The following is a 24,888-nucleotide window of genomic DNA, read 5'->3' as shown; positions in this document are numbered from 1 at the left end:
GTTCGGGTCAATCAGACTTTTCCACTTATCGTGAAATCTGAAATGTAAGGTGGGATAAGGGCTCGGACGTGGTGACAAAGTCGGCACCCCTTGTCGGAAATTTCTTTGAATCTACCAACTCATTCTGACAAACTTTCTGCTAGATTGTCCCTATACTAGAGAAACAAATAAGGACGAAATGGAAGGTGTTCAAGAAGATGCAAAGAAGAAGCGTGGTCACAGTGATCGGCGGGCAATGGTCCGGATTTTGGCAGAAGGCGAAAACGAGCGCACATAGCGCAGCAGTAGAAAATAAATTTGTACAGGCATTCGTTGCTAAAAAATGGGCGATGCTGCTCATTGTGATGGGCTTCTTACTCGGACGAGCTATGATTTTAGAACAGCTATCTCCATTCGCCTTAGCTTTTTTTGCGGTGATTTATTTTACACGAAGAGATCTTTTGCACGGGGTGGGTATCGCGGTGTTTGCAGGAAGTTTACTATCGTTACAAGCACACACGGGCTACCTCGTAACAGAGATGATCGTCTTCCTGCTCATACAGAAAGCTTGCGAGAAGTTCGAGCGTTCTGATATTTCTCTGGCACCGCTTCAAGTGTTCAGTGCCATGTTTCTCGTACAATTGTTTGCTCAGCTTGTCATCTCGAATTTAAGCTGGTATTCGGTCATGATGATCACGGTTGAATCACTTTTGTCTCTTGTCCTGACATTAATATTCATCCAGGCTATTCCAGTATTCACACTTACCCGCAAAAACTATCATTTGAAACATGAAGAAATCATTTGTCTCATCATTTTGTTAGCATCTGTTATGACGGGTACAGTAAGCTGGCTGCTTGGTCCTGTTGCTGTGGAACATGTACTTTCGCGTTACTTAATTCTCTTGTTCGCTCTTGTTGGTGGGGCGCCGTTCGGCGCTTCGGTAGGTGTTATAACAGGACTTATCCTGAGTCTAGCCAATAGCAATGCAATTTATCAAATGAGCTTGCTAGCCTTCTCAGGCATGCTGGCTGGACTTCTGAAAGAAGGCAATCGACTGGCGGTTGCTTTTGGAATGCTGCTTGGTTCATCGATCCTTTCGTTCTACATGGGGACGGGCGTAGATGTGATCAATTCCACATGGGAATCGCTTGCGGCGGTTGCGCTGTTCCTGTTAACACCACGGAGTCTCATTCAGACGCTTGCCAAATATGTGCCAGGTACGCATGAAAACCTTAAAACACAGCAGGATTACGCAAAGCGTGTACGTGATGTTACGGCGGGCCGTGTGGAACAATTCTCTGAGGTATTCCGTCAGCTGGCCCGCAGCTTTAAACAATTAACGACCGAAAATGCGGAGAGTCGCAGAGAGGAAGAGGTAGGGCATTTCATGAATGCGGTCTCACATAAAACGTGTGATACATGCTGGAAGAAGAGTCAGTGCTGGGATCAGAGATTTTACCAGACTTATACGTTTATGACGGACATGATGACAAGTATTGAGATGAAGGGGGAAATGACGAAGAAAGATATTCCGCAGGAGTGGAAAAAAATATGCCATCGCACAGATCAAGTGCTTGATGTGATGAGAAATCAATATGGACTCTATAAGAATGATATGCATTGGAAAAAGCAGATTATGGATAGTCGTCAACTTGTAGCTGATCAATTATCCGGGGTTTCTCAGGTAATGGAGGACCTGGCGAAAGAAATCAAGCGAGAAGGTCAAGAGATGTACTTCCAAGAGGAGCAAATTCGCAGCGCGTTGGAGGAGCTTGGTTTATCCATCCATACGATTGATATCATTTCTTTGGACGAAGGAAATGTAGAAATCGAAATCATTCATCAGTATACGAAGGGTTTTGATGAGTGCCGCAAGATCATCGCCCCGATCTTAAGTGAAATCCTTGGAGAGAATGTCGCTGTGAAAAGGGAGGAGATGCTTGAGCGCGGAGAGGGGTATAGTACGGTCGTATTCGGCTCTGCCAAGGAATACAATGTGGAAACTGGCGTGGCCGGCGCTGCTAAAGGCGGAGACTTATTCTCAGGAGATAGCTTTTCCACAGTGGAGCTGGGTAATGGCAAGTATGCCGTGGCGCTTAGCGATGGCATGGGCAATGGCGAGCGTGCACGTGCGGAAAGCTCGACAGCTTTGACCATTCTACAGCAGCTGCTGCAGTCAGGTATGGATGAGAAGCTTGCGGTTAAGTCACTGAACTCTGTGTTGATGCTGCGTTCATCAGACGAGATGTATGCAACGGTTGATATGGCTTTGATTGATATGTATAGTGCAAGCACAACGTTTATGAAAATTGGCTCTACTCCAAGTTTCATCAAGCGGGGGAGTGAGGTTATTTCCATCTCGGCGAATAACCTGCCGGTCGGTATTTTACAGGAAATTGATGTCGATCTGGTTTCGATTGCGCTTCAGTCTGGCGATATCCTCATTATGATGACTGACGGGATTTATGATGCGCCAGGCCATGCGGTTAACAAGGAATTATGGATGAAGCGGATGATTCAAGAAATCGATACGACGATCCCGCAGGATTTTGCGGACTGTTTACTGGAGCGGATATTCCGCTACCACCAAGGTGATATTCATGACGATATGACTGTCGTTGTTGCACGTGTGGAGAAGCGACAGCCGGAGTGGGCTACTTTCCGTTGGCCAGGGATTACGAGGATGGAGCGTCCGAAGACAGTCAGTTGACGATGATGAAAGGCTGTGACAGCAGAAGATCTGTTACAGCCTTTTGTGCTTTTCTCATTGAATGATTAAATACTTTCACGAATTTGTCTGTTGAACGCTAAATTGTTTCTCCTCTATGATTAAACTCTCTCTTAACTGGAAAAAATAGGAGTAAATTTGCTAGGGAGATCTTATTTTTTGCCAGGAGGCTAATAACATGATGAAACAAATTTTACTGATTACAGACGGATGCTCGAACGTAGGCCTTAGTCCAGTTATAGCGGCAGCTCAAGCGCACGGGGAAGGCATCACGGTAAATGTTATTGGTGTTATTGATCAAGGTGAGTTAGGTGTGCTAGGGTCTGAGGAAATTCGAGAGATTGCCGCGGCTGGCGGTGGCATGAGCCGGATTGTTAATTCAGGGCAGCTCTCGCAAACCGTACAAATGATGACGCACAAGACCGTGACGACTACAATTCAGCATGCCGTGGGCAAAGAGCTGCAGAGTATTCTAGGGCATACGCAGTTAGAGCAACTGCCGCCACATCAGCGAGCTGAAGTTGTTCAAGTGATTGATAATATGAGCGAATCCACGTCGCTGCGAGTCGCTCTATTAATAGATGCCAGTGCAAGTATGAAGCCTAAGCTTGCCGCGGTACGCGAGGCTATTCATGATTTATTGCTTAGTCTACGAGCCCGCACAGGGAAGAGTGAACTAGCTGTCTTTCATTTTCCGTCTTCAAAGAATAGAGATCAAGAAATAGAAATGGATCTGAATTGGTCGAATGAGCTTGCAAATTTGGACAAGATGTTCTATAAAATAAACATGAAGGGTACAACTCCAACGGGTCCAGCTTTGCTGCAAACACTGCAGTTTGTGGCGGAGAAGCCTTTCATACAAAAGGCCGAGGACGGGATGATGAGTGACTACGTGGTATGAGGATGCATTTCGTCCAGGATCAGAAATCCAAGGAAAATGGAACGGTCGGGTTTATGTAGTCGAACGTTTATTAGGTGCTGGTTCTAACGGAGTTGTCGCTCTCGTACGTAGAGGAACTGCTAGATACGCACTCAAAGCAGGACATGAAACGGTAGATCATCAGTCCGAGATTAACTCGCTGCATGCATTATCTCTAACAGAAACATCGTTTAAAAATTTTTTGATTGATGTAGATGACATGATCGTGCAAGGTAAAGAAATCCCTTTTTGCGTAATGAGGTACATTGAGGGGATGACGATTTCTGAATTCATACATAAGCGTGGACAGGATTGGATTTATGTCATTGGGACGAACCTTTTGAGGAAGCTAACCGAGCTTCATAAAAGTGGTTATATTTTTGGCGATCTGAAGATTGAAAATATGATTGTTTCTAACTACGGTGATGTAGATTTAATCGATTTTGGCGGAGTAACACTTAAAGGTAGGGCTATTAAACAATTAACTGAGGTGTATGACCGAGGTTTTTGGAAGATGGGAGAGCGGGTTGCGGAAGAAAGCTATGACTTATTCTCATTTGCGATCCTCTTATTAAAGGCGCTCGATCACAAAGATCGCTTTGCTGTTTTTTCACAGACGCTTCCGCAGAATCGTGAAATTGAACATCTCCAAATGATTATTCGGGAAAGCGCAGCCGCTGCGAGAATTGCACCTTTTCTGCAACAAGCATTAAATGGGCAGTTGAAAACTTCGCAAGAAGCTTATCATTATTGGAAAAACTTGATTGCAACTAGAAAGCTCTCCCCGTCTTCTCTCAAGATGCCTTGGTTAAAAATTTGCTTTGCCGCTTCGTTATTTGTTTTCGGGGCAACCGTCTATATTTACTGGTAAAAGGATGGGGTTAGAAGAGAAAGGACTGGCAGATGGACACGAATCTTGTTGCCAAGGTGGAACAAAGAATTATAGAACAAAAGCTTATCGATTCGGGGGATGTGGTAGTTATTGCAGTATCGGGTGGATCTGATTCTGTGGCACTGCTTCATGTCCTTTTTACGCTTTCACGTCGTTATGGTTGGAAGCTAGTCGTTGCTCATGTCAATCATCGTTTTCGAGGCGCGGAATCGGATGAAGAAGCTAATTTCGTAGTAGCTCTTGCTGCTCGTCTCGAATTACCTTGTGAAATCGGTGATATTGACGTGCCCGCGTATATTGAAGAGACATCAATGAATGGGCAGGCTGCTGCACGTGAGAAACGATATGCTTTTCTACATGAAGTGGCGGATAAACATCAAGCACAGTGTATTGCCTTCGCGCACCATGCGGATGATCAGGCAGAGACAGTTATGATGCGTTTGCTTCGTGGAACAGGACCATCAGGACTCGTAGGCATGCCCGAACGAAGGCTAGAAAAAAAAGTGGAACTGATCCGACCTTTTCTACGTATATACAAATCAGAACTTGTGCAATACTGTGCCGAGCACGAAATTGCTTATTGCCAAGACAGCAGCAACGCGCTGCGAAAGTACTTTCGTAATCAGGTTCGACTCGATGTGCTGCCTATGCTGAAGCAGTATAATGAGCAGTTTTCGGAGTCATTGAATCGATTAACGGAATTGATGTGCGAAGAGGATGACTATTTAGAAAAGGAAACCTTGCAGGTTTTTAAGCGAATCGTAACTAAGTGTCACGAAATGTATCGCTTGGAAAGGGCAAGCTTCACCGAACTGCACGTTGCTTTACAAAGGCGTTTGATTAAATTAATATTAAACTGTCTTTGTTTGGGAATGGATAGGCTGGACTTTACAAAAGTCGAATCGATTCGTGAGTTGATTTTGAAGCAAAGGGCTTCTAATCATGTTCTTGAGGTGGATGAACAGCTTTATATAGTGAGAGAATATGAAGCGGTTCACTTTCAGTCATTTGCTCCTTCTCTTCGTCCTTATCAGTATCAGGTCGAATTGAGTGCTAGCGAGATGAGCCTGCCCGAGGCAGATATTAAGCTTGTTTACTCTTTGATTTACTCCGCATCGACTTTAGCTTCTGTTCATTCATTAACGGCCATGGATGTATATCTAGATCTCGATCAACTGGAGTTGCCGCTTTCTATAAGGAGCCGCAAGCCGGGGGATCGCTTGGAACCACATGGTTTAAACGGGTCCAAAAAGGTAAAAGATATGTTCATTGATGCTAAGATGCCGTTAAGCCGACGTGAAGTCATCCCCTTATTGGTGGATGCTTCGGGTCAAGTGTTGTGGATTGTAGGGTTCCGTAGGTCCAAGCATGCTTTGGTGGGACCGGATACAAAACATGTGCTTCATATGAAGCTAATGCTGAAATAGCAGTGTAAATTTCGTTCGTCTAGAATGTAAATTTATGAGGTTTCATAATATAAACTAGGAGGGTCATCCTTGTACAGCGACATTCAAGAAGTACTTTACAGCGAAGAGCAAATTCAAGACAAAATCAAGGAATTGGGGGATCAACTCTCCAACGACTATGAAGGGAAGAACCCATTGGTTATCTGCGTGCTCAAAGGGGCCTTCATTTTTATGGCTGACCTAGTAAAGCAGATTAAAGTGCCATTGGAATTAGACTTCATGGCCGTTTCCAGCTATGGTCAATCGACGAAATCCTCAGGGGTCGTGAAGATCATCAAAGATCTCGATGTTCCGGTGGAAGGCCGTCACATTATTATTGTCGAGGACATTATCGATAGCGGCTTAACGCTGAGTTATTTGATAGATGTTTTAGAGCGACGTAACGCTAAGTCGATTTCGGTTGTTGCACTGTTTAACAAACCGGCACGCAGAACGGTAGAACTGGAACCTGATTATTCAGGTTATGTACTGCCCGATGAGTTCGTTGTCGGATATGGTCTGGATTATGCGGAGAAGTATCGTAACCTTCCATTTATCGGCATATTGAAGCCAGAGATCTACACCCGCTAAGTCATGTCCCTTGGTTGAGTGTGCTACTTTGTTGTAGTGCTTTACCGGGATGTGGTAAAATAACAAAAGTGTGCCGTTCGAGAGGAGGTTGGGGATGAATCGAATTATCCGGAATACCGGTTTTTATTTGCTTATTTTTTTGGTTACGGTCGGTATCGTTCATTTTATAAGTACCCAAAACGAACAAAAGGAGCTAATTACTTACGATAAGTTCCGCCAAGCGGTTATTAACAAAAATGTAGAATCCGTCAACTTGAAATTCGATGGGTATACGTATTTGATTAAAGGTAAGTACATTAATCCGCCAAGTGGTGCTGACAAGAAGAGTTTTGAAACACATGCCCCGTACGAACCTTTGGTGGTTCAGCTCATTGAAGCAAACGGAGTGCCGACAGAAGTTTACGAAACAATGGAGAGAGATAGCGTATGGATTAGCTTCCTCACTTCAATTATCCCGTTTGTCATCATCTTCATCCTGTTCTTCTTTTTATTGAATCAGGCTCAAGGCGGCGGCGGTAAAGTCATGAATTTCGGCAAGAGCCGTGCCCGCTTATATAATGAAGAGAAAAAACGCGTTACTTTTGAGGATGTGGCTGGGGCCGATGAAGAGAAGCAGGAGCTCATTGAGGTTGTAGAATTCCTCAAAGACCCACGGAAATTCGCTGCGGTTGGCGCTAGAATCCCTAAGGGTGTTCTGCTTAATGGTCCTCCAGGAACGGGTAAAACCCTTCTTGCGAGAGCTGTAGCTGGTGAAGCAGGCGTACCGTTCTTCAGTATCTCTGGTTCTGATTTCGTAGAGATGTTTGTCGGTGTCGGCGCATCCCGTGTTCGTGACTTGTTCGAGAATGCGAAGAAGAACTCACCTTGTATTATCTTTATCGATGAAATTGATGCAGTGGGTCGTCAGCGTGGTGCTGGTTTAGGCGGCGGACATGACGAGCGTGAACAAACACTGAACCAATTGCTTGTAGAAATGGACGGATTTGGCGCGAACGAAGGAATCATTATCGTCGCTGCGACCAATCGCCCTGATATTCTTGATCCTGCGCTCTTGCGTCCAGGACGTTTTGACCGTCAAATTACGGTTGATCGTCCAGATGTGAAAGGCCGCGAAGCGGTACTGAAAGTACATGCTCGCAACAAGCCTTTGGCGAAGGACGTTAAACTAGAAGCGATTTCTCGCTACACAACTGGGTTTACAGGCGCTGATCTGGAAAATCTATTGAATGAAGCTGCTTTAATCGCTGCTAGACGCAATCGCAAAGATATTTCCATGGCTGAGATCGAGGAAGCTTTTGACCGCGTAATCGTGGGTACACAGAAGAAGAGCCGCATTATTAGCGAATTCGAAAAGCGCATTGTTGCTTATCATGAAGCCGGACACGCGATTATCGGTTATTATGCCGAGAATGCAGATATGGTGCATAAAGTCACAATTGTTCCGCGCGGACGCGCTGGCGGTTATGTGATGATGCTGCCTAAAGAAGGCGAAGATCGCATGATGCAAACGAAAAACGAGTTGCTTGATAAGGTAACCGGACTCCTTGGAGGACGTGTTTCAGAAGAGCTGTATATCGGTGAAATCGGAACTGGTGCCTACAGCGACTTCCAAAAAGCAACTGGGATCGTTCGTCGGATGATCATGGAATATGGAATGAGCGACAAGCTTGGACCAATGCAATTTGGCAGTTCGCAAGGGCAGGTGTTCTTGGGCCGCGATATCGGGCATGAACAGAATTATAGTGACGCGATTGCTTATGAGATTGACCAAGAGATGCAAAGCTTTATCCGCAGCTGTTATGATCGTGCTCGAGAGATTCTGACGGTGCATGCCGATCAAGTACATTTGGTCGCAAAAACACTGCTTGATAAAGAAACGCTCGACAAAGATGAGATTATCGAATTATTGGAGAGCGGCAGATTAAGCGCTGGTTCTGATAATGAAGAGGTTAAAGTCAATATTCAAGGTCAAAGCCAATCGAACGATAGTAATAAACTGGAGTTCGACAAAGATAAAGAAAAAGAGAAAGATCCGAATTCGGATCCATCTTCTGAAGAGTAATAGGCCATGCAACTCATAAATCCGGTGTACACGTCAGGTGTACCCGGATTTTCTTGGTTTTTCGGGCTCATTTGCGCATTGACAGGGGATGCGGGAATGTGTAAATTAGTTTTAAATCTCTATTTTGAGAGCGATTTGATCATACTACTATTTAGATAGACGGCAAGTAAACTTTACATCCCATATAGGGGAGGAATCATCCATGGAAGCTTTAGCGCTAGAAAGAAAAGCCGAACAGAACCGCGTGCTTAAGGAGCGGTTGCTGCAGCTGAAGAAAGAACGCAATGCCATCATTCTCGCTCATTATTATCAACGAGACGAAGTTCAAGAGGTTGCCGATTTCCGGGGGGATTCCTTTCTGCTTGCGCAGAAAGCGGCTGAAACCGACGCAGATGTAATTGTTTTCTGTGGCGTACATTTTATGGGGGAAAGCGCCAAGATATTAGCCCCGAACAAAACGGTTATCATTCCGGATGAGCGCGCAGGCTGTCCGATGGCTGATATGGTGAATGTGGAAGGTCTTCGGGCCATGAAACGCCAGCATCCAAATGCCAAAGTAGTGGCCTATATTAATACTTCGGCCGATGTAAAATCAGAAACTGACATTTGTTGTACATCCGCCAATGCCATTAACGTCATCAATTCCGTTGATTCAGATGAGATCATCTGGGTACCCGATAAAAATTTGGGTGACTATGTATCAAAATTCACAAGCAAGAAAGTAATCATCTGGGAAGGCTATTGCAACACACATGACATGCTGACCGTAAAAGATGTGGAAGAGATGAGAGCCCAATATCCGAACGCCCAATTCGTGGTTCATCCTGAATGTCGTCCTGAAGTAGTAAAATTAGGAGATTTTGTTGGAAGTACAACCGCAATCATCAAATACTGCAAAGAGTCCGACTGCAAAGAATTTATTGTAGGTACAGAAGATGGGACTGGCTACCAACTGCGTATGGATAGCCCAGACAAACAATTCTATTTTGCTACCAAATATTTGGTTTGCCCGAATATGAAGGTAAACAATCTAAAGAAAATTGTTAAATGTTTGGAAACCATGCAACCTGAAATCTATGTACCAGAAGATGTAGCGGATAAAGCGAGATTATCCTTAGAGCGCATGTTACAAGTAAAGTAGCATGCGCTACTGTCTTGTGTACATTTGGGGCTCTTTCGAATATTAAAAATTAGTTCTGGTTTTTTCACTTTGTGGGGTGATTTTACGGTTGTTGCCCCCATAAAGTATTTACTCTTTGTAAGAGACTTGTATTTTTATTTGTGGGATAATTATGAAGAGAACAGGTGAAGCGGCATGATTCCTAGATACCTCGTAGATGTAGATTTAGATGCTATTCCTCATGTACATACAGATGTGATTGTCATAGGCGCGGGAATCGCGGGATTGTTCACTTCCCTTCGCGCAAGCGAGAACAAAAAAGTATTAATGATTACAAAAAAGTCACTTCTGGACAGCAATACGCGCTATGCTCAGGGTGGTATTGCCGCCGTAATCTCTGATGAAGATTCACCAGAGTATCATATGCAAGATACGTTGGTTGCTGGCGCAGGACTTTGTTCGCCAGAGGCCGTCGACGTTCTCGTCCATGAAGGCTTTAGCGGCGTACAGGATTTGATTCGTATGGGTACCCAGTTCGACTTGGAGAATGGGGAGTTTGCGTTAACTAAGGAAGGCGCCCACAGTCAGCGCCGCATTCTGCATGCACATGGTGACGCCACTGGGGCTGAAATTGTACGAGCTCTTTCCGAGCGTACGAAGCAAGACCCAAATATTGAGATCTGGGACGATCACTTCGTAATCGATCTGATCACCCAAGATGACATATGCTATGGAGCACTCGTCCAAAAGCCGGATGGTCAGCGAGTATTTGTGCGTGGAAATGCAACGATCCTGTGCGCTGGCGGGGCGGGGCAATTGTTCCGTTACACGACCAACCCGGATATCGCTACTGCTGATGGCATTGCGATTGCTCATCGCGCGGGTGCGCACATTCAAGACGTGGAATTCATACAATTCCATCCTACGGCACTCTGCTACCCAGGTGCTCCACGTTTCCTTATCTCCGAGGCTGTTCGTGGCGAGGGAGCGTATCTTCGCAACATCAAAGGTGAGCGCTTTATGGAGAACTACCATCCTCAGTTGGAATTGGCTCCACGGGATGTAGTAGCACGCGCTATCGTGGATGAGATGGAGAATTGCAAATCAACCTTTGTGTACATCGACATTACGCATGAGACTGAAGAGCTAATAAAGCATCGTTTTCCGACGATTTACGAATATTGCCTAAATTATGGTCTGGATATGACCACGGACTGGATTCCTGTTGCTCCAGCTGCCCATTATATGATGGGGGGCGTGAAGACTGATCTGCATGGGGAAACGGACGTGAAACGTCTTTTTGCTTGTGGCGAAGTATCGTCGACTGGTGTTCATGGCGCTAATCGCTTAGCGAGTAACTCGCTTTCTGAAGCAATTGTCTTCGGTAGAAGAATTATTGAACGTATTAAAGAACTGCCAGCTCTCGAAGGAAGTCCGGAATTGCGGACGGATTCTCCTAGAATAGAAAGCCCACAGCAGGCTGTTGTCGAAAAAAAGTTGAAACTGCAAAAAGTGATGCTTCGTTATGCAGGACTCAAGCGTTCGGCAAAGGGGTTGCAGAAAGGCTACGAGGAGTTAGCGCGACAATTGTCAATATTTGATACGCAAATGTCCAAACGCGAGGATTATGAGTTTGCTAATTTACTAAGTTGCGCGTTGTTAACAACGACGGCTGCCTTACAACGCGAAGAGAGCCGCGGTGGTCACTACCGTGAAGATTTCCCAGAACGAGATGACCTGCATTGGAAGAAGCATATTGTATTCAAGCGCGGGGAAGATAGGGTTGAGGAGTGGATTTAAGATGCTGGATTTGAATATGGAGCAGATTCGTAAAAATATTCGCCTTTGGCTGGAAGAAGATATTGGTACAGGGGATGTAACAACCCTGACAACTATCCCTTTGGAACATGCGTCCAAAGGGATTATCCACGTCAAAGAAGACGGAATTGTTTGTGGATTGCCGATAGCCAAAGAAGTCTTTGCGGTGGTCGATTCTTCACTTCGCTTTGAACCAAAAGTGATAGAAGGATCGTCTGTTAAGAAAGGAACTGTCATAGCTGAAGTGGAAGGCAGTACAAGAAGTATTTTGCTGGGTGAACGATTAAGTCTTAATCTGATGCAGCGGCTTTCAGGGATTTCCACGAAAACAAATGAATTTGTCCAAGCGTTAGAAGGTCTTCCGACTCGTCTTGTAGATACAAGGAAAACAACACCTGGTCATAGGCTGCTAGAGAAGTATGCAGTGCGTGTCGGGGGTGGTCATAATCATCGATTCGGGCTTTATGATGCCGTTATGATTAAGGACAACCATATTAAAGGCTCAGGTGGCATAACTCAGGCTGTTCTAGCAGCTCGTCAACAGATCCCACATACGATGAAGATTGAAGTCGAAGTGGAGGACTTTAACCAGCTTAATGAGGCTCTTGCTGTAGGCGCTGATATCATTATGTTAGATAACATGTCCCCTGAAAAAATGAAAGAAGCGGTTTCGATAATTAAAAATAAAGCGCCGCATATTGTAGTAGAAGGTTCTGGTTCAGTAACACTACAGACTATAAAAGCAATGGCTGAAACGGGTGTTGACGTTATTTCTGTAGGGCGGCTTACTTATTCCGTGTCGGCGCTAGATATTAGTCTCGACTTGAATGAGCGGAAGGAGAACGCGCTATGATTCTTGTTGTGGACGTAGGAAACACGAACATTGTGCTTGGCTTGTACAGAGAGCGTACCCTTCTCCATCATTGGAGGATTAGCACGAATCGCTCTGCGACAGTGGACGAGTACGGCATGCTGCTTCATAGTCTGTTTCAGCACACGGGAATAACCTTTGATCAAGTAGATGGTGTGATTTTATCTTCCGTTGTACCTCCGTTAGTGAATGTAATGGAAACCCTCTGCCTACACTATTTAAAAAGAACGCCATTTGTCGTCGGTCCCGGCATTAAGACAGGTCTGAATGTCAGGGTGGACAATCCCAAAGAGGTCGGTGCTGACCGTATTGTGAACGCGGTTGCCGCTCTTGAATTATATGGCGCACCGTGCATTATTGTTGATTTTGGGACAGCAACCACCTATGACTACATAGATCCTTCGCAGCAGCTAGTTGGATGTGCAATTGCCCCGGGAATCGGTATTTCTACGGAAGCATTGTACCAAAAGGCAGCGAAGCTACCGAGAATTGAACTAGTTAAACCAAAGAGCGTTGTTGGACGGAATACGGTAGCAGCGATGCAAGCAGGGATTATTTTCGGCTACGTCGGTCAGGTGGATGGGATTGTCGAACGTGTTAAGCAGGAGTTTAACATTAACCCGACCGTAATTGCCACGGGCGGTTTGGCTGAACTTATCTCCAGTGAGTCTCGTACGATCCAAATCGTTAATCCATTGCTTACCCTGCAAGGCTTGCAAATGATTTATGAGAAAAACGCATAAAGGTGTTAGAAGAAAGGAATCATCATGAGTGATTATTTAATACGAGGAATAGCCCTTGAAGGACGAGTTCGTGCTTTTGCAGTCCAAACGACAAGTATTACAGAGGAGCTAAGTCGTAGACACCAAACGACACCGACAGCGACAGCGGCGCTAGGAAGAACTGTTGCAGCTGGACTTCTTATTGGAGCTATGCTAAAGGGTGAGGAACATTTAATAATTCAAGTGAAAGGCGATGGTCCGATTGGGCAAATCGTCGTTGATGCGAACGCCAAAGGCGAGGTTCGTGGTTATGTGGATAATCCACTTGTGAACCCGCCTCTCAAGGAGAACGGCAAGCTAGATGTTTCCGCTGCTGTAGGAACAGAAGGTTTTTTATACATAACCAAAGATTTAGGCATGAAAGAACCATATAAAGGAAGTGTTCCCCTTGTTTCCGGTGAACTAGCGGAGGATTTCACATATTACTTTGCTAAATCAGAACAAACCCCTTCGGCAGTTGCGCTAGGAGTTTTAGTTGATAAGGATCACTCCATTCTGGCATCAGGGGGATTCGTTATTCAACTTCTCCCAGGCCTTACGAATGACGAGATTGTCGTGATTGAGGATATGCTGGCCAGTCTTCCTTCCTTTACGAGTATGTTGGATGGTGGACTGAGCTTAGAGGAAATATTGCAAACCGTGCTACCTTCCGTAGAGATTATGGATCAAATGGATGTTGTGTTTCGCTGCAAATGCAGTCGTGATCGAGTAGAGACGACGTTAATATCCTTAGGCAAGGCAGAGCTACAAGAAATCCATGATGATGATGGGTTTGCTGAAGTGGTTTGTCATTTCTGTAACGAAGCGTATCGGTACGATCGAGAAGATTTGCAGAGGATGATCGACCTGTAGAGTAACAGGATTATAGAGGCAAAGAGGGAACTAGGATGCGGAACGTAAAGCGACTGTGGGGAGTCATCAGCATGATGACTGTATGTATTCTTGTGCTCACTTCCTTGTTAATCGCCCGTTCCACGAACCAACCAGAACCAACGCATCCGCCTGAACCGCAGCAGCACAATGAGAAGGACACCGAGCGGGTAGTAGCCAAAATAGGTAGTCGAGAGATAACCATTCAAGAGCTTCAAACGGCGCTGGAACATCATTATGGTACAGAGCTGCTCAATCAAATGCTGGATCGTGAAGCGATATATCTGGAAGGCAAAGAAACGGGAACAACCATCGGAAACGCGGAAGTTGAGCGTGAATTGAAACGCATGCAGCAGGGGTATGAGAGTGAAAACCAATTTTACACTTCAATGAAGGATCAATTGGGAATGTCTAAGGAAGAGATTAAAGAAGATGTGAACAATAAGCTATTGCTTGAGAAGCTCGCGACCAGGAATGTTGCCGTTACGGATGCAAATGTGGATGAATACATCAAGACGCACCCTGATGAATTTAAGCAGGAAATAGAGTACAACATTCAGCAAATTATCGTTTCTACAAAGGATCAGGCGAACAAAGTACTTGCGGAGCTGGCTAAAGGAGAGAATTTTGCGATTTTGGCTAGAGATCGTTCCCTAGATGATGCGACCAATAATTCTGGTGGTGATTTGGGTTGGATTGAGGGGGACGATCCTTTTGTTGCTGCTCCTATCCTAGAAGCGGTCAAACTACTGAAGGTTGGCGAATTCAGCAAGCCGGTTGCCGTGCAGCAAGGTTTTGCTATTGCCAAACTGAAGAATAAGCGAGATAAGGTTAATCCGGATCATGCCTTTATTCGTGAAAATGTACGTAGGGAGCTTGCGCTGCAAGAAGCGCCGCCTCTGAAAGATTACGTAGTGAGCATTCGTAATAAATGGGGCGCTAAGATAATGGACCCCAAATTCCACTAAATGTACCGCGAAATTTTGGTTGACAACCTGTAAGTGCATTGATAAGATTAAAGTAATAATACCGACTAAATAACTCGGAAATCATAATTTACTCAATCTGGAGGGGAAATACATGGCAAGATTAGTGCAAAGTATTACTGAGTTGATTGGTGACACTCCGCTGGTTCGTTTGAATCGCGTGGTTCCTGAAGGCAGTGCGGAAGTGTACGTGAAACTAGAGTACCAAAATCCGGGGGCAAGCGTGAAAGACCGTATTGCCATCTCCATGATAGAAGTGGCTGAGAAAGAAGGCATTTTGAAGCCAGGCGATACAATTATTGAGCCGACTAGCGGTAACACAGGAATCGGATTAGCTATGGTTGCGGCAGCTAAAGGATATAAAGCGATTTTAGTTATGCCTGAAACGATGAGCTTGGAGAGACGTAATCTGCTTCGTGCATACGGAGCACAGCTCGTTTTGACGCCAGGTGCTGAAGGAATGAAAGGGGCAATTCGCCGCGCTGAAGAACTTCAGGCAGAGAATCCAACTTACTTCATTCCACAACAATTCAATAATCAGGCGAATGTTAAGGTTCACCGCGAAACAACGGGTCCCGAAATCGTAGAAGCAATCAATGCGCACGACGGTAAGTTGGATGCGTTTATTTCTGGTGTCGGAACAGGTGGAACGATTACAGGAGTGGGCGGCGTGCTCAAAGAAAACTTCCCAGGAATTAAAATTTATGCCATTGAGCCTGCTGCTTCTCCAGTTCTTTCTGGAGGTAAGCCAGGTCCTCATAAAATTCAAGGTATTGGCGCTGGCTTCGTACCGAGCATTTTGAATACGAACATCTACGATGAAATTATTGCTGTAGAGAACGACGATGCATTCGAAACTTCCCGCCGTGTTGCCAAAGAAGAAGGCATTCTTGGTGGTATCTCTTCCGGTGCGGCAATTTTTGCAGCTTTGAAGGTTGCGAAAGAATTAGGTGCTGGCAAACGTGTCATTGCCGTTATCCCAAGTAATGGCGAGCGTTATTTAAGTACACCTTTGTATCAATTTGACGAACAATAAACGATTAATAATATTTAACAAGCCTTCCAGCTGTAATCAGCTGGGGGGCTTTTTTTCTGGGAACTGTTAGAGTATACTAATGGACAACAAATCATCGGGAATATCTAAGGAGGGGCATACATGATTCTAACAACTTTAGAGCAGTGGCGCAGTTGGTCCTCCGCGTATACAATGCTGCCTTACGTCATCAAACTTGGCCTTGCTGATGATCGAATCGCTTCTTGGCACGAGGCGTGGAATCAAGCTTCACCTAACTCCTTTTTATTGGAAAGTGGTAAAGGCGGCCGCTATACGTGTTGGGGTCTTCACCCGATTACGACAATCCATGGGGTTGGCATGCAAGCCGAAATAAGTGGCAGGGATAGAGACCATAAGTCGGATGTATCTCATGTACAAGGGAAGCCGCTTGACGTTGTTAAGCAATGGATGGCTCCCTACCGCAGTCCGAAAGTGGAAGGAGCTCCTAAATTTCTTGGTGGCTGTGTCGGCTATTGGAGTTATGATGTTATTCGTACGATCGAGAAATTGCCTGAACTGGCTGCGAATGATCTACCCATCCCGGATTATAGCTTTGCGATGTATGATCAAGTATGGACGCTGGATCACGTCGAAAAAAGTTTATTTATTTCTGTACATATACCGTTGGCGCGAAACTCTGTTGATGATGCTTATTTGGAGCAATTATATGAGCGGGCTCATCAAAAGGCGGAAGCTATGCTCGATAAGTGGCAGGCAATTCGGTCTGGTAATTGGCCAGGCGTTGGCCCTGATAGGGTCGGCTTCCACGATCAATTGGCACGTGAGCATCTGCACATAGAAGTCGAACGCATCGAAGGTATCAAACCTGCTTTTGATAAAGCAGATTACATGGATGCTGTGGAGCGAATTCAAACGTACATTTCTGAGGGTGACGTGTTTCAAGTCAACCTGTCAGTGAGACAGAGCCGCAAGCTAAATACAACGCCAGAAGAGATTTACGAGGCGCTGCGCGTCGTAAATCCTTCGCCGTATATGGGCCTGCTGCGTTTCGCAGATTTTGCGCTCGTCTCTGGCTCCCCAGAGCTGCTGGTGCAGCTCGAAGACGGCGTCCTGCGTACGCGGCCGATTGCGGGCACGCGCCCGCGAGGCAAGGACGAGCAGGATGATCTGCGTCTTGCTGGCGAGCTCATTCACAATGACAAAGAGCGCGCCGAGCACGTCATGCTGGTTGATCTCGAGCGAAATGATCTTGGGCGCATCTCCAAATATGGCTCTGTCCAAGTGAAAGACTTTATGGTCATTGAATATTACTCCCATGTCATGCACATCGTCTCCGAAGTCGTGGGTGAGCTAGCAGAGGGGAAAGACGCCTATGATGTCATTGCGGCGACATTCCCAGGGGGGACCATTACGGGAGCTCCCAAGATTCGTACGATGGAAATTATTGAAGAATTAGAGCCGGTTCGCCGGGGGCCTTACACAGGATCTATGGGATGGATTGACTATAATGGAAATATGGAATTTAATATAATTATACGTACGCTAGTAGCGGTTCAAGGTATGGGTCATATTCAAGCAGGTGCGGGCATCGTCATTGATTCCATCCCCGAGCGAGAATATGTGGAATCCTTGAACAAAGCCAAAGCGATGTGGAAAGCAATTGAATTTAGCGAGCGGAGCATGAGCCGAGCTTAAGCCCGAGACGGGCTGACGAAAGGGGAGCTGAGAATGATTTTAGTGATCGACAATTATGATTCATTTACGTACAATCTCGTTCAATACTTGGGGGAGATCGGGGAAGAAGTCGTCGTCCGTCGTAACGACGAAATTGATTTAGCAGGTGTTGAGGCGCTGAAACCAGATCATATTTTAATATCACCAGGTCCTTGTACTCCGAATGAAGCAGGTATTAGCCTCTCACTCATTGATCATTTCAAAGGCATCATCCCGATTTTCGGCGTCTGCCTTGGCCACCAAACCATCGGACAAGCGTTTGGTGGAGAAGTTATACGTGCAGAGCGTTTGATGCATGGCAAAACTTCACAGATTTTCCACGACGGTCAGACATTGTTCGAAGGGCTGCCATCTCCTTTTACAGCCACTCGTTATCACTCTTTAATCGTAAAGGTGGAGACGTTACCAGACTGCTTAGAAGCGAGCGCTCATACGGCTGAAGGTGAGATTATGGCGCTTCGCCACAAAGAATATCCGATTGAGGGCGTTCAGTTCCATCCAGAGTCTATTATTACTGACCATGGTCATCAAATCCTGCGTAATTTTCTCCGCCGTACGGCAAAATCAGGCGTATAGATATGAAAATCAGCATTAACGGTACATTTTATGATGAACAGAAAGCCGTGGTCTCGGTTTATGATCACGGCTTTCTTTATGGTCTTGGCCTCTTTGAGACATTTAGAACCTATGAAGGACAGCCTTTTTTACTCCGAGAGCATTTAAAGCGTCTATCAGATGGGTGCGGCGAGCTTGGCATGATATATACGTTAGATTTAGAACGTGTTCAGCGATTAGTTACCGAATTACTCCAGATTAATCAGCTTAGTGATGCGTACATTCGCTATACGCTTTCTGCTGGCGTGGATGTACTAGGTTTGCCCTCAGGTGACTATCAGCAGCCAACGGAGATCATATACATTAAGCCTCTTCCACTTAGGGATGAAACTATTTATAGCCAAGGCAAGCCCTTGCAGCTTCTTAAATTGCCTCGTAACACCCCGGAGGGACTTTATCGTTTTAAGTCCTTTCATTATATGAATAACATTCTTGCCAAAAGAGAACTGCAGAAGTATGAATGGGCGGCTGGAGCTGAGGGGCTGATGCTAACTGATGATGGCTTTGTGGCAGAGGGAATTGTCAGCAACCTTTTTTTTGTAAAAGGTGCCGTCTGTCATACCCCATCTCTGGATACAGGTATCTTACCTGGTATCACAAGGGCTCACGTACTGCGAATCGCTCAAGCTAATGAAATTCCAACCCAAGATGGACTTTACACATGGGAAGATCTCTTGGCTGCGGATGAAGTGTTTCTGGTGAATTCGATTCAAGAGATCGTTCCGATTACAACCTTGTACACCCCTAGCGGACAGAAAAAGATAGTAAGTAAGGGTTGTGCGGGTCCTATTACTCGCAAACTTATGAAGCTTTATCATGTTGTTTATCAAAAATAGGAAGTGAACGTAGATGAAAGTAATTTCTTGCAGAGGACACGAGCTGCCCATCGGTGATCGTACGATCATCATGGGTATCTTGAACGTTACGCCAGATTCTTTCTCTGATGGCGGTGATTACATGACCATAGCGTCTGCCGTTCAAAGAGCTCGTCGGATGGTTGCCGAGGGGGCAGATATCATTGATATTGGTGGGGAATCAACGCGTCCAGGATTCGCTGCGGTTACAGAAGCAGAGGAGCTTAGACGCGTCATTCCCGTTATACAGGCGCTCAGCGCAGAGATTAATGTTCCGATTTCCATAGATACCTATAAGGCTGAGGTTGCGCGACAAGCGTTAGAAGCAGGAGCACATATTATCAACGACGTGTGGGGTGGTAAGGCTGATTCTCATATGGCAGCAGTAGCTGCACATTATGATAGTCCGTTCATTCTCACGCATAATCGTACAAATATGGAGTATATGGACTTTTTGACAAATGTGCTTGCAGATTTGCATGAAAGTATCGAACTCGCTTTAGAGGCAGGGGTTCGCAGAGAAAATATTATCCTTGATCCCGGTATCGGGTTTGCCAAAACTTACGAACAAAATTTGCAGCTTATGAAGCACCTTCGCCTCATCGCAGATATTGGTTATCCAGTGCTGCTAGGTACTTCTCGGAAGAGCATGATTCGAACAGCCCTTGGCGGTGTCCCTCCAGAAGATTGTCTGGAAGGTACGGCTGCGACAATTGCGCTCGGGATTGCTCAAGGCTGTGGCCTTGTTCGCGTACACGACGTTCAAGCGATGAAGCGGGTAGCCGTTATGACCGACGCTATTATTCGAGCTTAATTCAGTCCAAGGAGGCCTTTATATATGGATAAAATCACACTTTCGCGCATGCAGTTTTTTGGTCATCATGGTGTTTTCCAAGAAGAGAACAAGCTGGGTCAACGGTATTATGTTGATGTTGAGCTCATGCTGCCATTGCAGAAGGCAGGGCAATCCGATCACCTGAATGATACGATCAACTATGCTGAAGTTTTTTTCAAAGTAAAAGAAATTGTCGAAGGCCGCACCTTCAAATTAATTGAAGCCTTAGCGGAAAATATTGCATCAGAGCTGCTGCATACTTATACTAGTATCAATGAAGTGACGGTTCGGGTCATTAAGCCGCATCCGCCATTTGCTGTGATTTTTGATGGAGTTACCGTAGAGATTAACCGAAAGCAGGCAAAATGAATGGCAGCCGATGAGCAAGAACAAGGGATAACAGCTTATTTAGCACTAGGGTCTAACATAGATAATCGTGAATTTTACTTACAACAGGCTATTGCAGAGCTTAATGAGCAAGATGGGATTACAGTAACAGCTGTATCGAGTATTTACGAGACTGAGCCTGTTGGCTACGTAGATCAGTCTGCTTTTCTCAATATGGTTTTAGAAGTCAGAACGGTATTATCAGCAGAAGTGTTGTTAAGTGTCATGTTGGCTATTGAGAACCATCTCGGTCGAACCCGTGATTTACGTTGGGGCCCGAGAACGATCGACTTGGATATGCTTCTTTACGGTGAACATCGGCTCACGACTCCCGACTTGGTTGTTCCGCATCCGCGGATGCATGAACGGGCATTTGTGTTAGTTCCTCTCGCAGAGGTTCTCTACAATCGGCAAGATGCTGCTTTTGAATTCATCTCCGCCCAATTGGAGAAACTGGAAGGAAAGGAAGGCGTCGTTTTATGGAAAAAAGCTCAGTAGCTCAGCGCATCCGCGCTTTTCGTAAGCTAAAAGGATATACTCAAAATGAACTGGCCGATCTGTTAGGCGTATCTATAGCTATCTTAGGTGCGATTGAACGAGGAACTCGTAAACCAGATAGCAAAATCATTAGCAAAATTTCGCAAGTGCTAAACATCGAACCGGATGAATTGGTAGCGGTGGTCGCGAGGTGAGAGGAATGGAATCTTCGGTGCTCAGAATAGGAAATGTTGAGGCTCCCAATAAAGTTGTGCTAGCTCCTATGGCTGGCGTGTGTAATCCGGCGTTTCGGCTTATTGCTAAGGAATTCGGAACTGGTTTGGTTTGTGCAGAAATGGTAAGCGATAAAGCGATCGTTCATGGGAATTCGCGGACGCTGGATATGTTGTATGTAGATGATCGGGAGAAACCACTTAGCCTACAAATTTTTGGTGGCGATACCGAGACGCTCGTACAGGCGGCCAAAGTAGTAGATCAGCATACAAACGCTGACATTATTGATATTAATATGGGTTGTCCTGTGCCCAAAATTACGAAATGCGATGCTGGAGCGCGTTGGCTGCTTCAACCTGACAAAATAGAAGAAATGATTGCGACTGTTGTTGCAGCGGTGAATAAGCCCGTCACAGTCAAAATGCGCATTGGATGGGACTCTGAACACATCTATGCCATCGAAAACGCTAAGGCTGTTGAACGAGGCGGCGGTAGTGCGGTCAGTGTACATGGTCGTACGCGCGAACAAATGTATACAGGTAAAGCGGATTGGGATATTATTCGCGATGTGAAGCAAGCGCTGTCGATTCCTGTTATCGGCAACGGTGATGTTATAACGCCAGAAGACGCAAAGCGGATGCTGGATCACACGGGTGTAGACGGTGTTATGATTGGACGAGGCGCGCTAGGTAACCCTTGGATGCTTTACCGTACCGTTCAGTATTTGGCGAATGGTGAATTGCCTCCAGAACCGACTGCTGCGGAAAAAATTCGCATTGCGATTCTACATATGGATCGTCTAGTTGCTCTAAAGGGTGAGCATGTAGCTGTCAAAGAGATGCGTAAGCACATGGCTTGGTATCTCAAAGGATTAGTTGGATCCGCTCGTGTGAAGGACGTTATTATGGAGCTTCAGAAACGAGACGAGATGGTGCATGTTTTGCATGAATATGTCGAGAATTTGTCTGCAGATCCAGAGGCTCTTTCAGCTCAGGAATCCGCTGCGCTTCATTAAAAAAACCATCATTGGCTTAGATTGACATTTTGAAACCGTTGCAATATAATCATTCAATATTAATGTATGTTCCCGCATATAGTGAACGACAGCGGTGTCATCTTGAGGCACGAAGCTAATATATTAACTAATAGTGAATTCATACTACTTGAATCAGCTCTTTTAACGACTAACTCCTAGCAGAAGCATTGATTCAACGATATGAAAATTATTCACACGACGGGAGATCAGTTGAACATGGCTGAAAAAGAAGTCATTCTTACACAGGTTGGCTTGAAAAAGCTGGAGGATGAGCTTGAACATCTTAAATCAGTGAAGCGACGTGAAGTTGCCGAAAGAATCAAGGTAGCCATCGGCTATGGCGATATCAGTGAAAACTCCGAATATGAAGACGCTAAGAACGAACAAGCGTTTGTTGAAGGAAGAGTCATTACACTTGAAAAGTTGCTGCGCAACGCGCGGATTATTAATAACGATGATGTGGATATCAATACAGTAAGCGTTGGTTCCGTCGTAACAATGAAGGATTTGGAATTCGGCGATCTGGTTGAATACCATATTGTAGGGACAGCGGAATCAGATCCGTTCCAGAACAAGATTTCCAATGAAAGCCCTGTAGGCAAAGCCATTCTCGGTAAGCAGAAGGGTGCAAACGTAGACGTAAACGTTCCTGCAGGCATTATTCAGTATCAGATTATCGATATTAAAAAGTAGTGAGCCGCTGCGTCTCTTTGGAAAGCTTCCTTCCGGAAGCTTTTTTCCGGTTTTTAACCGATTATTTCCATGAGTCGTGTAGGCCATTTAATAATACCTAGGAGATGAAAGTATGAGCCAGGAACTGGAATTAAATGAATTGCTCGTTATTCGACGTAATAAATTGGACGAGCTTCGCGCTTTAGGCGTTGATCCGTTTGGAAGCAAGTACGAAAGAACGCATACGGCTAAACAAATTCTGGATAGCTATCAAGATAAAACGAAGGAAGAGTTGGACGAAGAAGCAGTGGAGGTTTCCATTGCGGGACGTATTATGCAAAAAAGAGGAATGGGTAAAGCCAGCTTTGCTCATTTGCAAGATATTTCTGGTAAGATTCAAATCTATGTTCGTGAAGATTCCGTTGAAGGAAATAAGTATCAGGCTTTTGATATTTTAGATCTGGGCGATATGGTAGGCGTTCGCGGTGTTGTGTTTAAAACAAAAACTGGTGAAACGTCCATTAAAGTTAAATCGCTTGAGGTTTTGACCAAATCGTTAATCCCACTGCCTGATAAATTCCATGGTCTTAGCGATGTCGAGCTTCGCTATCGTCAACGTTACGTGGACTTGATTATTAATCAAGATGTACAGCAGACTTTTATTTTGCGCTCCCGTATCATTCAGTCCATGCGTCGGTATCTTGATTCGCTCGGGTACTTGGAAGTAGAGACTCCAACATTGCATTCAATTGCAGGTGGGGCATCTGCTCGTCCTTTTATTACCCATCATAATACATTAGATATGCAGTTATACATGCGTATTGCTATTGAACTGCATCTGAAACGCCTTATTGTCGGTGGTTTGGAGAAAGTCTACGAAATCGGTCGTGTATACCGTAACGAGGGAATCTCTACGCGTCACAATCCAGAGTTCACCATGATTGAGCTATATGAGGCGTATGCTGACTATAAAGACATTATGAAGCTCACAGAGGAACTTGTTGCTCATATTGCTCAAGAAGTACTGGGCAAGACAACCATCCAGTATGGGGATCACGAAGTCAACTTAGCTGTAGGCTGGAGACGCGTATCAATGGTTGAAGCCATCAAAGAAGTTAAAGGTGTAGACTTTAGCGTCCATATGTCCAATGAAGAAGCGCATCGTTTAGCCAAAGAACACAAAGTCTCAGTTGAGCCTCATATGACATTTGGGCATATCGTGAATCAGTTCTTCGAAACTTTCGTTGAAGAAACGCTGATTCAGCCAACTTTTATTTACGGTCACCCTCTCGAAATTTCACCACTTGCTAAAAAGAACCCGGAAGATCCACGTTTTACGGATCGTTTCGAGCTCTTTATTGTAGCGCGTGAACATGCGAATGCATTTACAGAGCTTAATGATCCTATAGATCAAAGAGAGCGTTTTGAATCGCAGCTTCGTGAGAAAGAGCAAGGCAATGATGAAGCGCATGAAATGGATGATGATTTCATCCGTGCGTTGGAATATGGGATGCCACCAACAGGTGGGCTAGGAATTGGAATTGATCGTTTGGTTATGCTATTGACGAATGCGCCTTCTATTCGTGATGTGCTGTTATTCCCGCTAATGCGTGAACGCCAAAACGACTAAAATCCTTGCAATATGGGGCGCCGAGAGGTGCCCTAAATTTTTTGAAAATAATGCTTGCATTGTTTATCTCGTCTGTGGTATCTTATAAAAGTCGCCGCTGAGAAGCGAACGAAAGTAACTTGAAAAAAACAAGTTGCAAAAGAAATTTAGATGTGGTATATTGGTCTTCCGGCTTTCGAAAGAGAGCGGGTTGGACAAGAGTAATTGTTCTTTGAAAACTGAACAACGAGTGAAAGAAGCACGGTCGAGCAATCGATCAAAAAAGAGATGCAAATCTCGCTAGCAACGCAAATGAGCAATTAAGCTTTCAAATAGGTTTAACTATTATGGAGAGT

At 45.1% G+C, this 24,888-nt stretch carries 23 protein-coding genes; all 23 read left to right on the top strand.

Annotated features, from left to right (window positions below):
• Positions 1 to 197: 197 nt before the first annotated feature.
• The 23 genes from spoIIE (at position 198) to lysS (ending at position 24,553) form a co-directional block, all read left to right on the top strand.
• Positions 198 to 2,690 (top strand): stage II sporulation protein E, encoded by a 2,493-nt coding sequence (gene spoIIE, locus GK047_RS27005; RefSeq protein WP_163953583.1) that lies wholly within the window; start codon positions 198 to 200, stop codon positions 2,688 to 2,690.
• A 199-nt stretch (positions 2,691 to 2,889) separates the two neighbouring features.
• Positions 2,890 to 3,609, top strand: coding sequence for a vWA domain-containing protein (locus GK047_RS27000; protein WP_163953652.1), 720 nt, complete (start codon positions 2,890 to 2,892; stop codon positions 3,607 to 3,609).
• Positions 3,593 to 4,498 carry a protein kinase domain-containing protein gene (locus tag GK047_RS26995; protein ID WP_163953581.1) on the top strand — a complete coding sequence of 302 codons (906 nt, stop codon included), beginning with the start codon at positions 3,593 to 3,595 and terminating at the stop codon, positions 4,496 to 4,498. Before GK047_RS27000 ends, GK047_RS26995 begins: the two co-directional genes overlap by 17 nt.
• Positions 4,499 to 4,530: 32 nt before the next feature.
• Entirely contained in the window at positions 4,531 to 5,946 is a 1,416-nt protein-coding gene (tilS, locus tag GK047_RS26990; RefSeq protein ID WP_163953579.1) for a tRNA lysidine(34) synthetase TilS, read from the top strand.
• 69 nt (positions 5,947 to 6,015) lie between these two features.
• The gene (gene hpt / locus GK047_RS26985) at positions 6,016 to 6,555 is read left to right on the top strand and encodes a hypoxanthine phosphoribosyltransferase (protein WP_163953577.1); all 540 of its coding nucleotides are present in this window, start codon (positions 6,016 to 6,018) and stop codon (positions 6,553 to 6,555) included.
• Between the two features lie 94 nt (positions 6,556 to 6,649).
• Positions 6,650 to 8,617: an ATP-dependent zinc metalloprotease FtsH gene (gene ftsH, locus GK047_RS26980; protein WP_163953575.1), complete on the top strand. Its 1,968-nt coding sequence runs from the start codon at positions 6,650 to 6,652 to the stop codon at positions 8,615 to 8,617.
• Positions 8,618 to 8,819: 202 nt separating this feature from the next.
• Positions 8,820 to 9,758 (top strand): quinolinate synthase NadA, encoded by a 939-nt coding sequence (gene nadA, locus GK047_RS26975; protein WP_163953574.1) that lies wholly within the window; start codon positions 8,820 to 8,822, stop codon positions 9,756 to 9,758.
• A gap of 174 nt (positions 9,759 to 9,932) precedes the next feature.
• On the top strand, positions 9,933 to 11,537 hold the full coding sequence (gene nadB, locus GK047_RS26970; RefSeq protein WP_163953572.1) for an L-aspartate oxidase: 1,605 nt from the start codon (positions 9,933 to 9,935) through the stop codon (positions 11,535 to 11,537).
• 1 nt (position 11,538) lies between these two features.
• On the top strand, positions 11,539 to 12,408 hold the full coding sequence (gene nadC, locus GK047_RS26965) for a carboxylating nicotinate-nucleotide diphosphorylase (protein WP_163953570.1): 870 nt from the start codon (positions 11,539 to 11,541) through the stop codon (positions 12,406 to 12,408).
• A complete protein-coding gene (locus tag GK047_RS26960) occupies positions 12,405 to 13,169 on the top strand; it encodes a type III pantothenate kinase (RefSeq protein ID WP_163953568.1) in 765 nt (254 codons plus the stop codon). The genes nadC and GK047_RS26960 overlap by 4 nt, the downstream gene beginning before the upstream one ends.
• 24 nt (positions 13,170 to 13,193) lie before the next feature.
• The gene (gene hslO / locus GK047_RS26955) at positions 13,194 to 14,060 is read left to right on the top strand and encodes an Hsp33 family molecular chaperone HslO (RefSeq protein ID WP_163953565.1); all 867 of its coding nucleotides are present in this window, start codon (positions 13,194 to 13,196) and stop codon (positions 14,058 to 14,060) included.
• 35 nt (positions 14,061 to 14,095) lie between these two features.
• Positions 14,096 to 15,046, top strand: coding sequence for a peptidylprolyl isomerase (locus tag GK047_RS26950; RefSeq protein WP_163953563.1), 951 nt, complete (start codon positions 14,096 to 14,098; stop codon positions 15,044 to 15,046).
• 112 nt (positions 15,047 to 15,158) lie between these two features.
• Positions 15,159 to 16,100: a cysteine synthase A gene (cysK, locus tag GK047_RS26945; protein ID WP_163953560.1), complete on the top strand. Its 942-nt coding sequence runs from the start codon at positions 15,159 to 15,161 to the stop codon at positions 16,098 to 16,100.
• A gap of 120 nt (positions 16,101 to 16,220) precedes the next feature.
• A complete protein-coding gene (locus GK047_RS26940) occupies positions 16,221 to 17,774 on the top strand; it encodes an anthranilate synthase component I family protein (protein WP_163953559.1) in 1,554 nt (517 codons plus the stop codon).
• A 33-nt stretch (positions 17,775 to 17,807) separates the two neighbouring features.
• Positions 17,808 to 18,389, top strand: a complete 582-nt coding sequence (pabA, locus tag GK047_RS26935) for an aminodeoxychorismate/anthranilate synthase component II (RefSeq protein ID WP_163953557.1) — start codon at positions 17,808 to 17,810, stop codon at positions 18,387 to 18,389.
• Between the two features lie 2 nt (positions 18,390 to 18,391).
• A complete protein-coding gene (gene pabC / locus GK047_RS26930; RefSeq protein WP_163953555.1) occupies positions 18,392 to 19,264 on the top strand; it encodes an aminodeoxychorismate lyase in 873 nt (290 codons plus the stop codon).
• A 13-nt stretch (positions 19,265 to 19,277) separates the two neighbouring features.
• The gene (gene folP / locus GK047_RS26925; protein ID WP_163953553.1) at positions 19,278 to 20,096 is read left to right on the top strand and encodes a dihydropteroate synthase; all 819 of its coding nucleotides are present in this window, start codon (positions 19,278 to 19,280) and stop codon (positions 20,094 to 20,096) included.
• Between the two features lie 24 nt (positions 20,097 to 20,120).
• Positions 20,121 to 20,486 carry a dihydroneopterin aldolase gene (gene folB, locus GK047_RS26920; protein WP_163953551.1) on the top strand — a complete coding sequence of 122 codons (366 nt, stop codon included), beginning with the start codon at positions 20,121 to 20,123 and terminating at the stop codon, positions 20,484 to 20,486.
• A complete protein-coding gene (folK, locus tag GK047_RS26915) occupies positions 20,487 to 21,002 on the top strand; it encodes a 2-amino-4-hydroxy-6-hydroxymethyldihydropteridine diphosphokinase (protein WP_163953549.1) in 516 nt (171 codons plus the stop codon).
• Complete coding sequence (locus tag GK047_RS26910) at positions 20,984 to 21,196, top strand: helix-turn-helix domain-containing protein (protein WP_163953547.1); 213 nt, start codon at positions 20,984 to 20,986, stop codon at positions 21,194 to 21,196. Before folK ends, GK047_RS26910 begins: the two co-directional genes overlap by 19 nt.
• A 17-nt stretch (positions 21,197 to 21,213) precedes the next feature.
• A complete protein-coding gene (dusB, locus tag GK047_RS26905) occupies positions 21,214 to 22,230 on the top strand; it encodes a tRNA dihydrouridine synthase DusB (RefSeq protein WP_163953650.1) in 1,017 nt (338 codons plus the stop codon).
• Positions 22,231 to 22,467: 237 nt separating this feature from the next.
• Positions 22,468 to 22,944, top strand: a complete 477-nt coding sequence (gene greA, locus GK047_RS26900; RefSeq protein ID WP_163953648.1) for a transcription elongation factor GreA — start codon at positions 22,468 to 22,470, stop codon at positions 22,942 to 22,944.
• 112 nt (positions 22,945 to 23,056) lie between these two features.
• Positions 23,057 to 24,553, top strand: a complete 1,497-nt coding sequence (lysS, locus tag GK047_RS26895) for a lysine--tRNA ligase (RefSeq protein ID WP_163953545.1) — start codon at positions 23,057 to 23,059, stop codon at positions 24,551 to 24,553.
• The last annotated feature ends 335 nt before the right edge of the window (positions 24,554 to 24,888 follow it).

Source organism: Paenibacillus sp. SYP-B3998, from assembly GCF_010820665.1.
GTDB lineage: Bacteria > Bacillota > Bacilli > Paenibacillales > NBRC-103111 > Paenibacillus_E.
The sequence above is the reverse complement of the archived record's forward strand: the minus strand, read 5'-3'. Positions and strand labels throughout refer to the sequence as shown.

Excerpts from the sequence above, each read along its gene's own strand:
- spoIIE (WP_163953583.1), top strand. The coding sequence starts at position 198 with ATGCAAAGAAGAAGCGTGGTCACAGTGATCGGCGGGCAATGGTCCGGA.
- tilS (WP_163953579.1), top strand. The coding sequence starts at position 4,531 with ATGGACACGAATCTTGTTGCCAAGGTGGAACAAAGAATTATAGAACAA.
- pabC (WP_163953555.1), top strand. The coding sequence starts at position 18,392 with ATGAAAATCAGCATTAACGGTACATTTTATGATGAACAGAAAGCCGTG.
- ftsH (WP_163953575.1), top strand. The coding sequence starts at position 6,650 with ATGAATCGAATTATCCGGAATACCGGTTTTTATTTGCTTATTTTTTTG.
- nadB (WP_163953572.1), top strand. The coding sequence starts at position 9,933 with ATGATTCCTAGATACCTCGTAGATGTAGATTTAGATGCTATTCCTCAT.
- GK047_RS27000 (WP_163953652.1), top strand. The coding sequence starts at position 2,890 with ATGAAACAAATTTTACTGATTACAGACGGATGCTCGAACGTAGGCCTT.
- folP (WP_163953553.1), top strand. The coding sequence starts at position 19,278 with ATGAAAGTAATTTCTTGCAGAGGACACGAGCTGCCCATCGGTGATCGT.
- lysS (WP_163953545.1), top strand. The coding sequence starts at position 23,057 with ATGAGCCAGGAACTGGAATTAAATGAATTGCTCGTTATTCGACGTAAT.
- GK047_RS26940 (WP_163953559.1), top strand. The coding sequence starts at position 16,221 with ATGATTCTAACAACTTTAGAGCAGTGGCGCAGTTGGTCCTCCGCGTAT.
- nadA (WP_163953574.1), top strand. The coding sequence starts at position 8,820 with ATGGAAGCTTTAGCGCTAGAAAGAAAAGCCGAACAGAACCGCGTGCTT.
- pabA (WP_163953557.1), top strand. The coding sequence starts at position 17,808 with ATGATTTTAGTGATCGACAATTATGATTCATTTACGTACAATCTCGTT.
- greA (WP_163953648.1), top strand. The coding sequence starts at position 22,468 with ATGGCTGAAAAAGAAGTCATTCTTACACAGGTTGGCTTGAAAAAGCTG.
- nadC (WP_163953570.1), top strand. The coding sequence starts at position 11,539 with ATGCTGGATTTGAATATGGAGCAGATTCGTAAAAATATTCGCCTTTGG.
- hslO (WP_163953565.1), top strand. The coding sequence starts at position 13,194 with ATGAGTGATTATTTAATACGAGGAATAGCCCTTGAAGGACGAGTTCGT.
- cysK (WP_163953560.1), top strand. The coding sequence starts at position 15,159 with ATGGCAAGATTAGTGCAAAGTATTACTGAGTTGATTGGTGACACTCCG.
- folK (WP_163953549.1), top strand. The coding sequence starts at position 20,487 with ATGGCAGCCGATGAGCAAGAACAAGGGATAACAGCTTATTTAGCACTA.
- folB (WP_163953551.1), top strand. The coding sequence starts at position 20,121 with ATGGATAAAATCACACTTTCGCGCATGCAGTTTTTTGGTCATCATGGT.
- GK047_RS26910 (WP_163953547.1), top strand. The coding sequence starts at position 20,984 with ATGGAAAAAAGCTCAGTAGCTCAGCGCATCCGCGCTTTTCGTAAGCTA.
- GK047_RS26950 (WP_163953563.1), top strand. The coding sequence starts at position 14,096 with ATGCGGAACGTAAAGCGACTGTGGGGAGTCATCAGCATGATGACTGTA.
- GK047_RS26960 (WP_163953568.1), top strand. The coding sequence starts at position 12,405 with ATGATTCTTGTTGTGGACGTAGGAAACACGAACATTGTGCTTGGCTTG.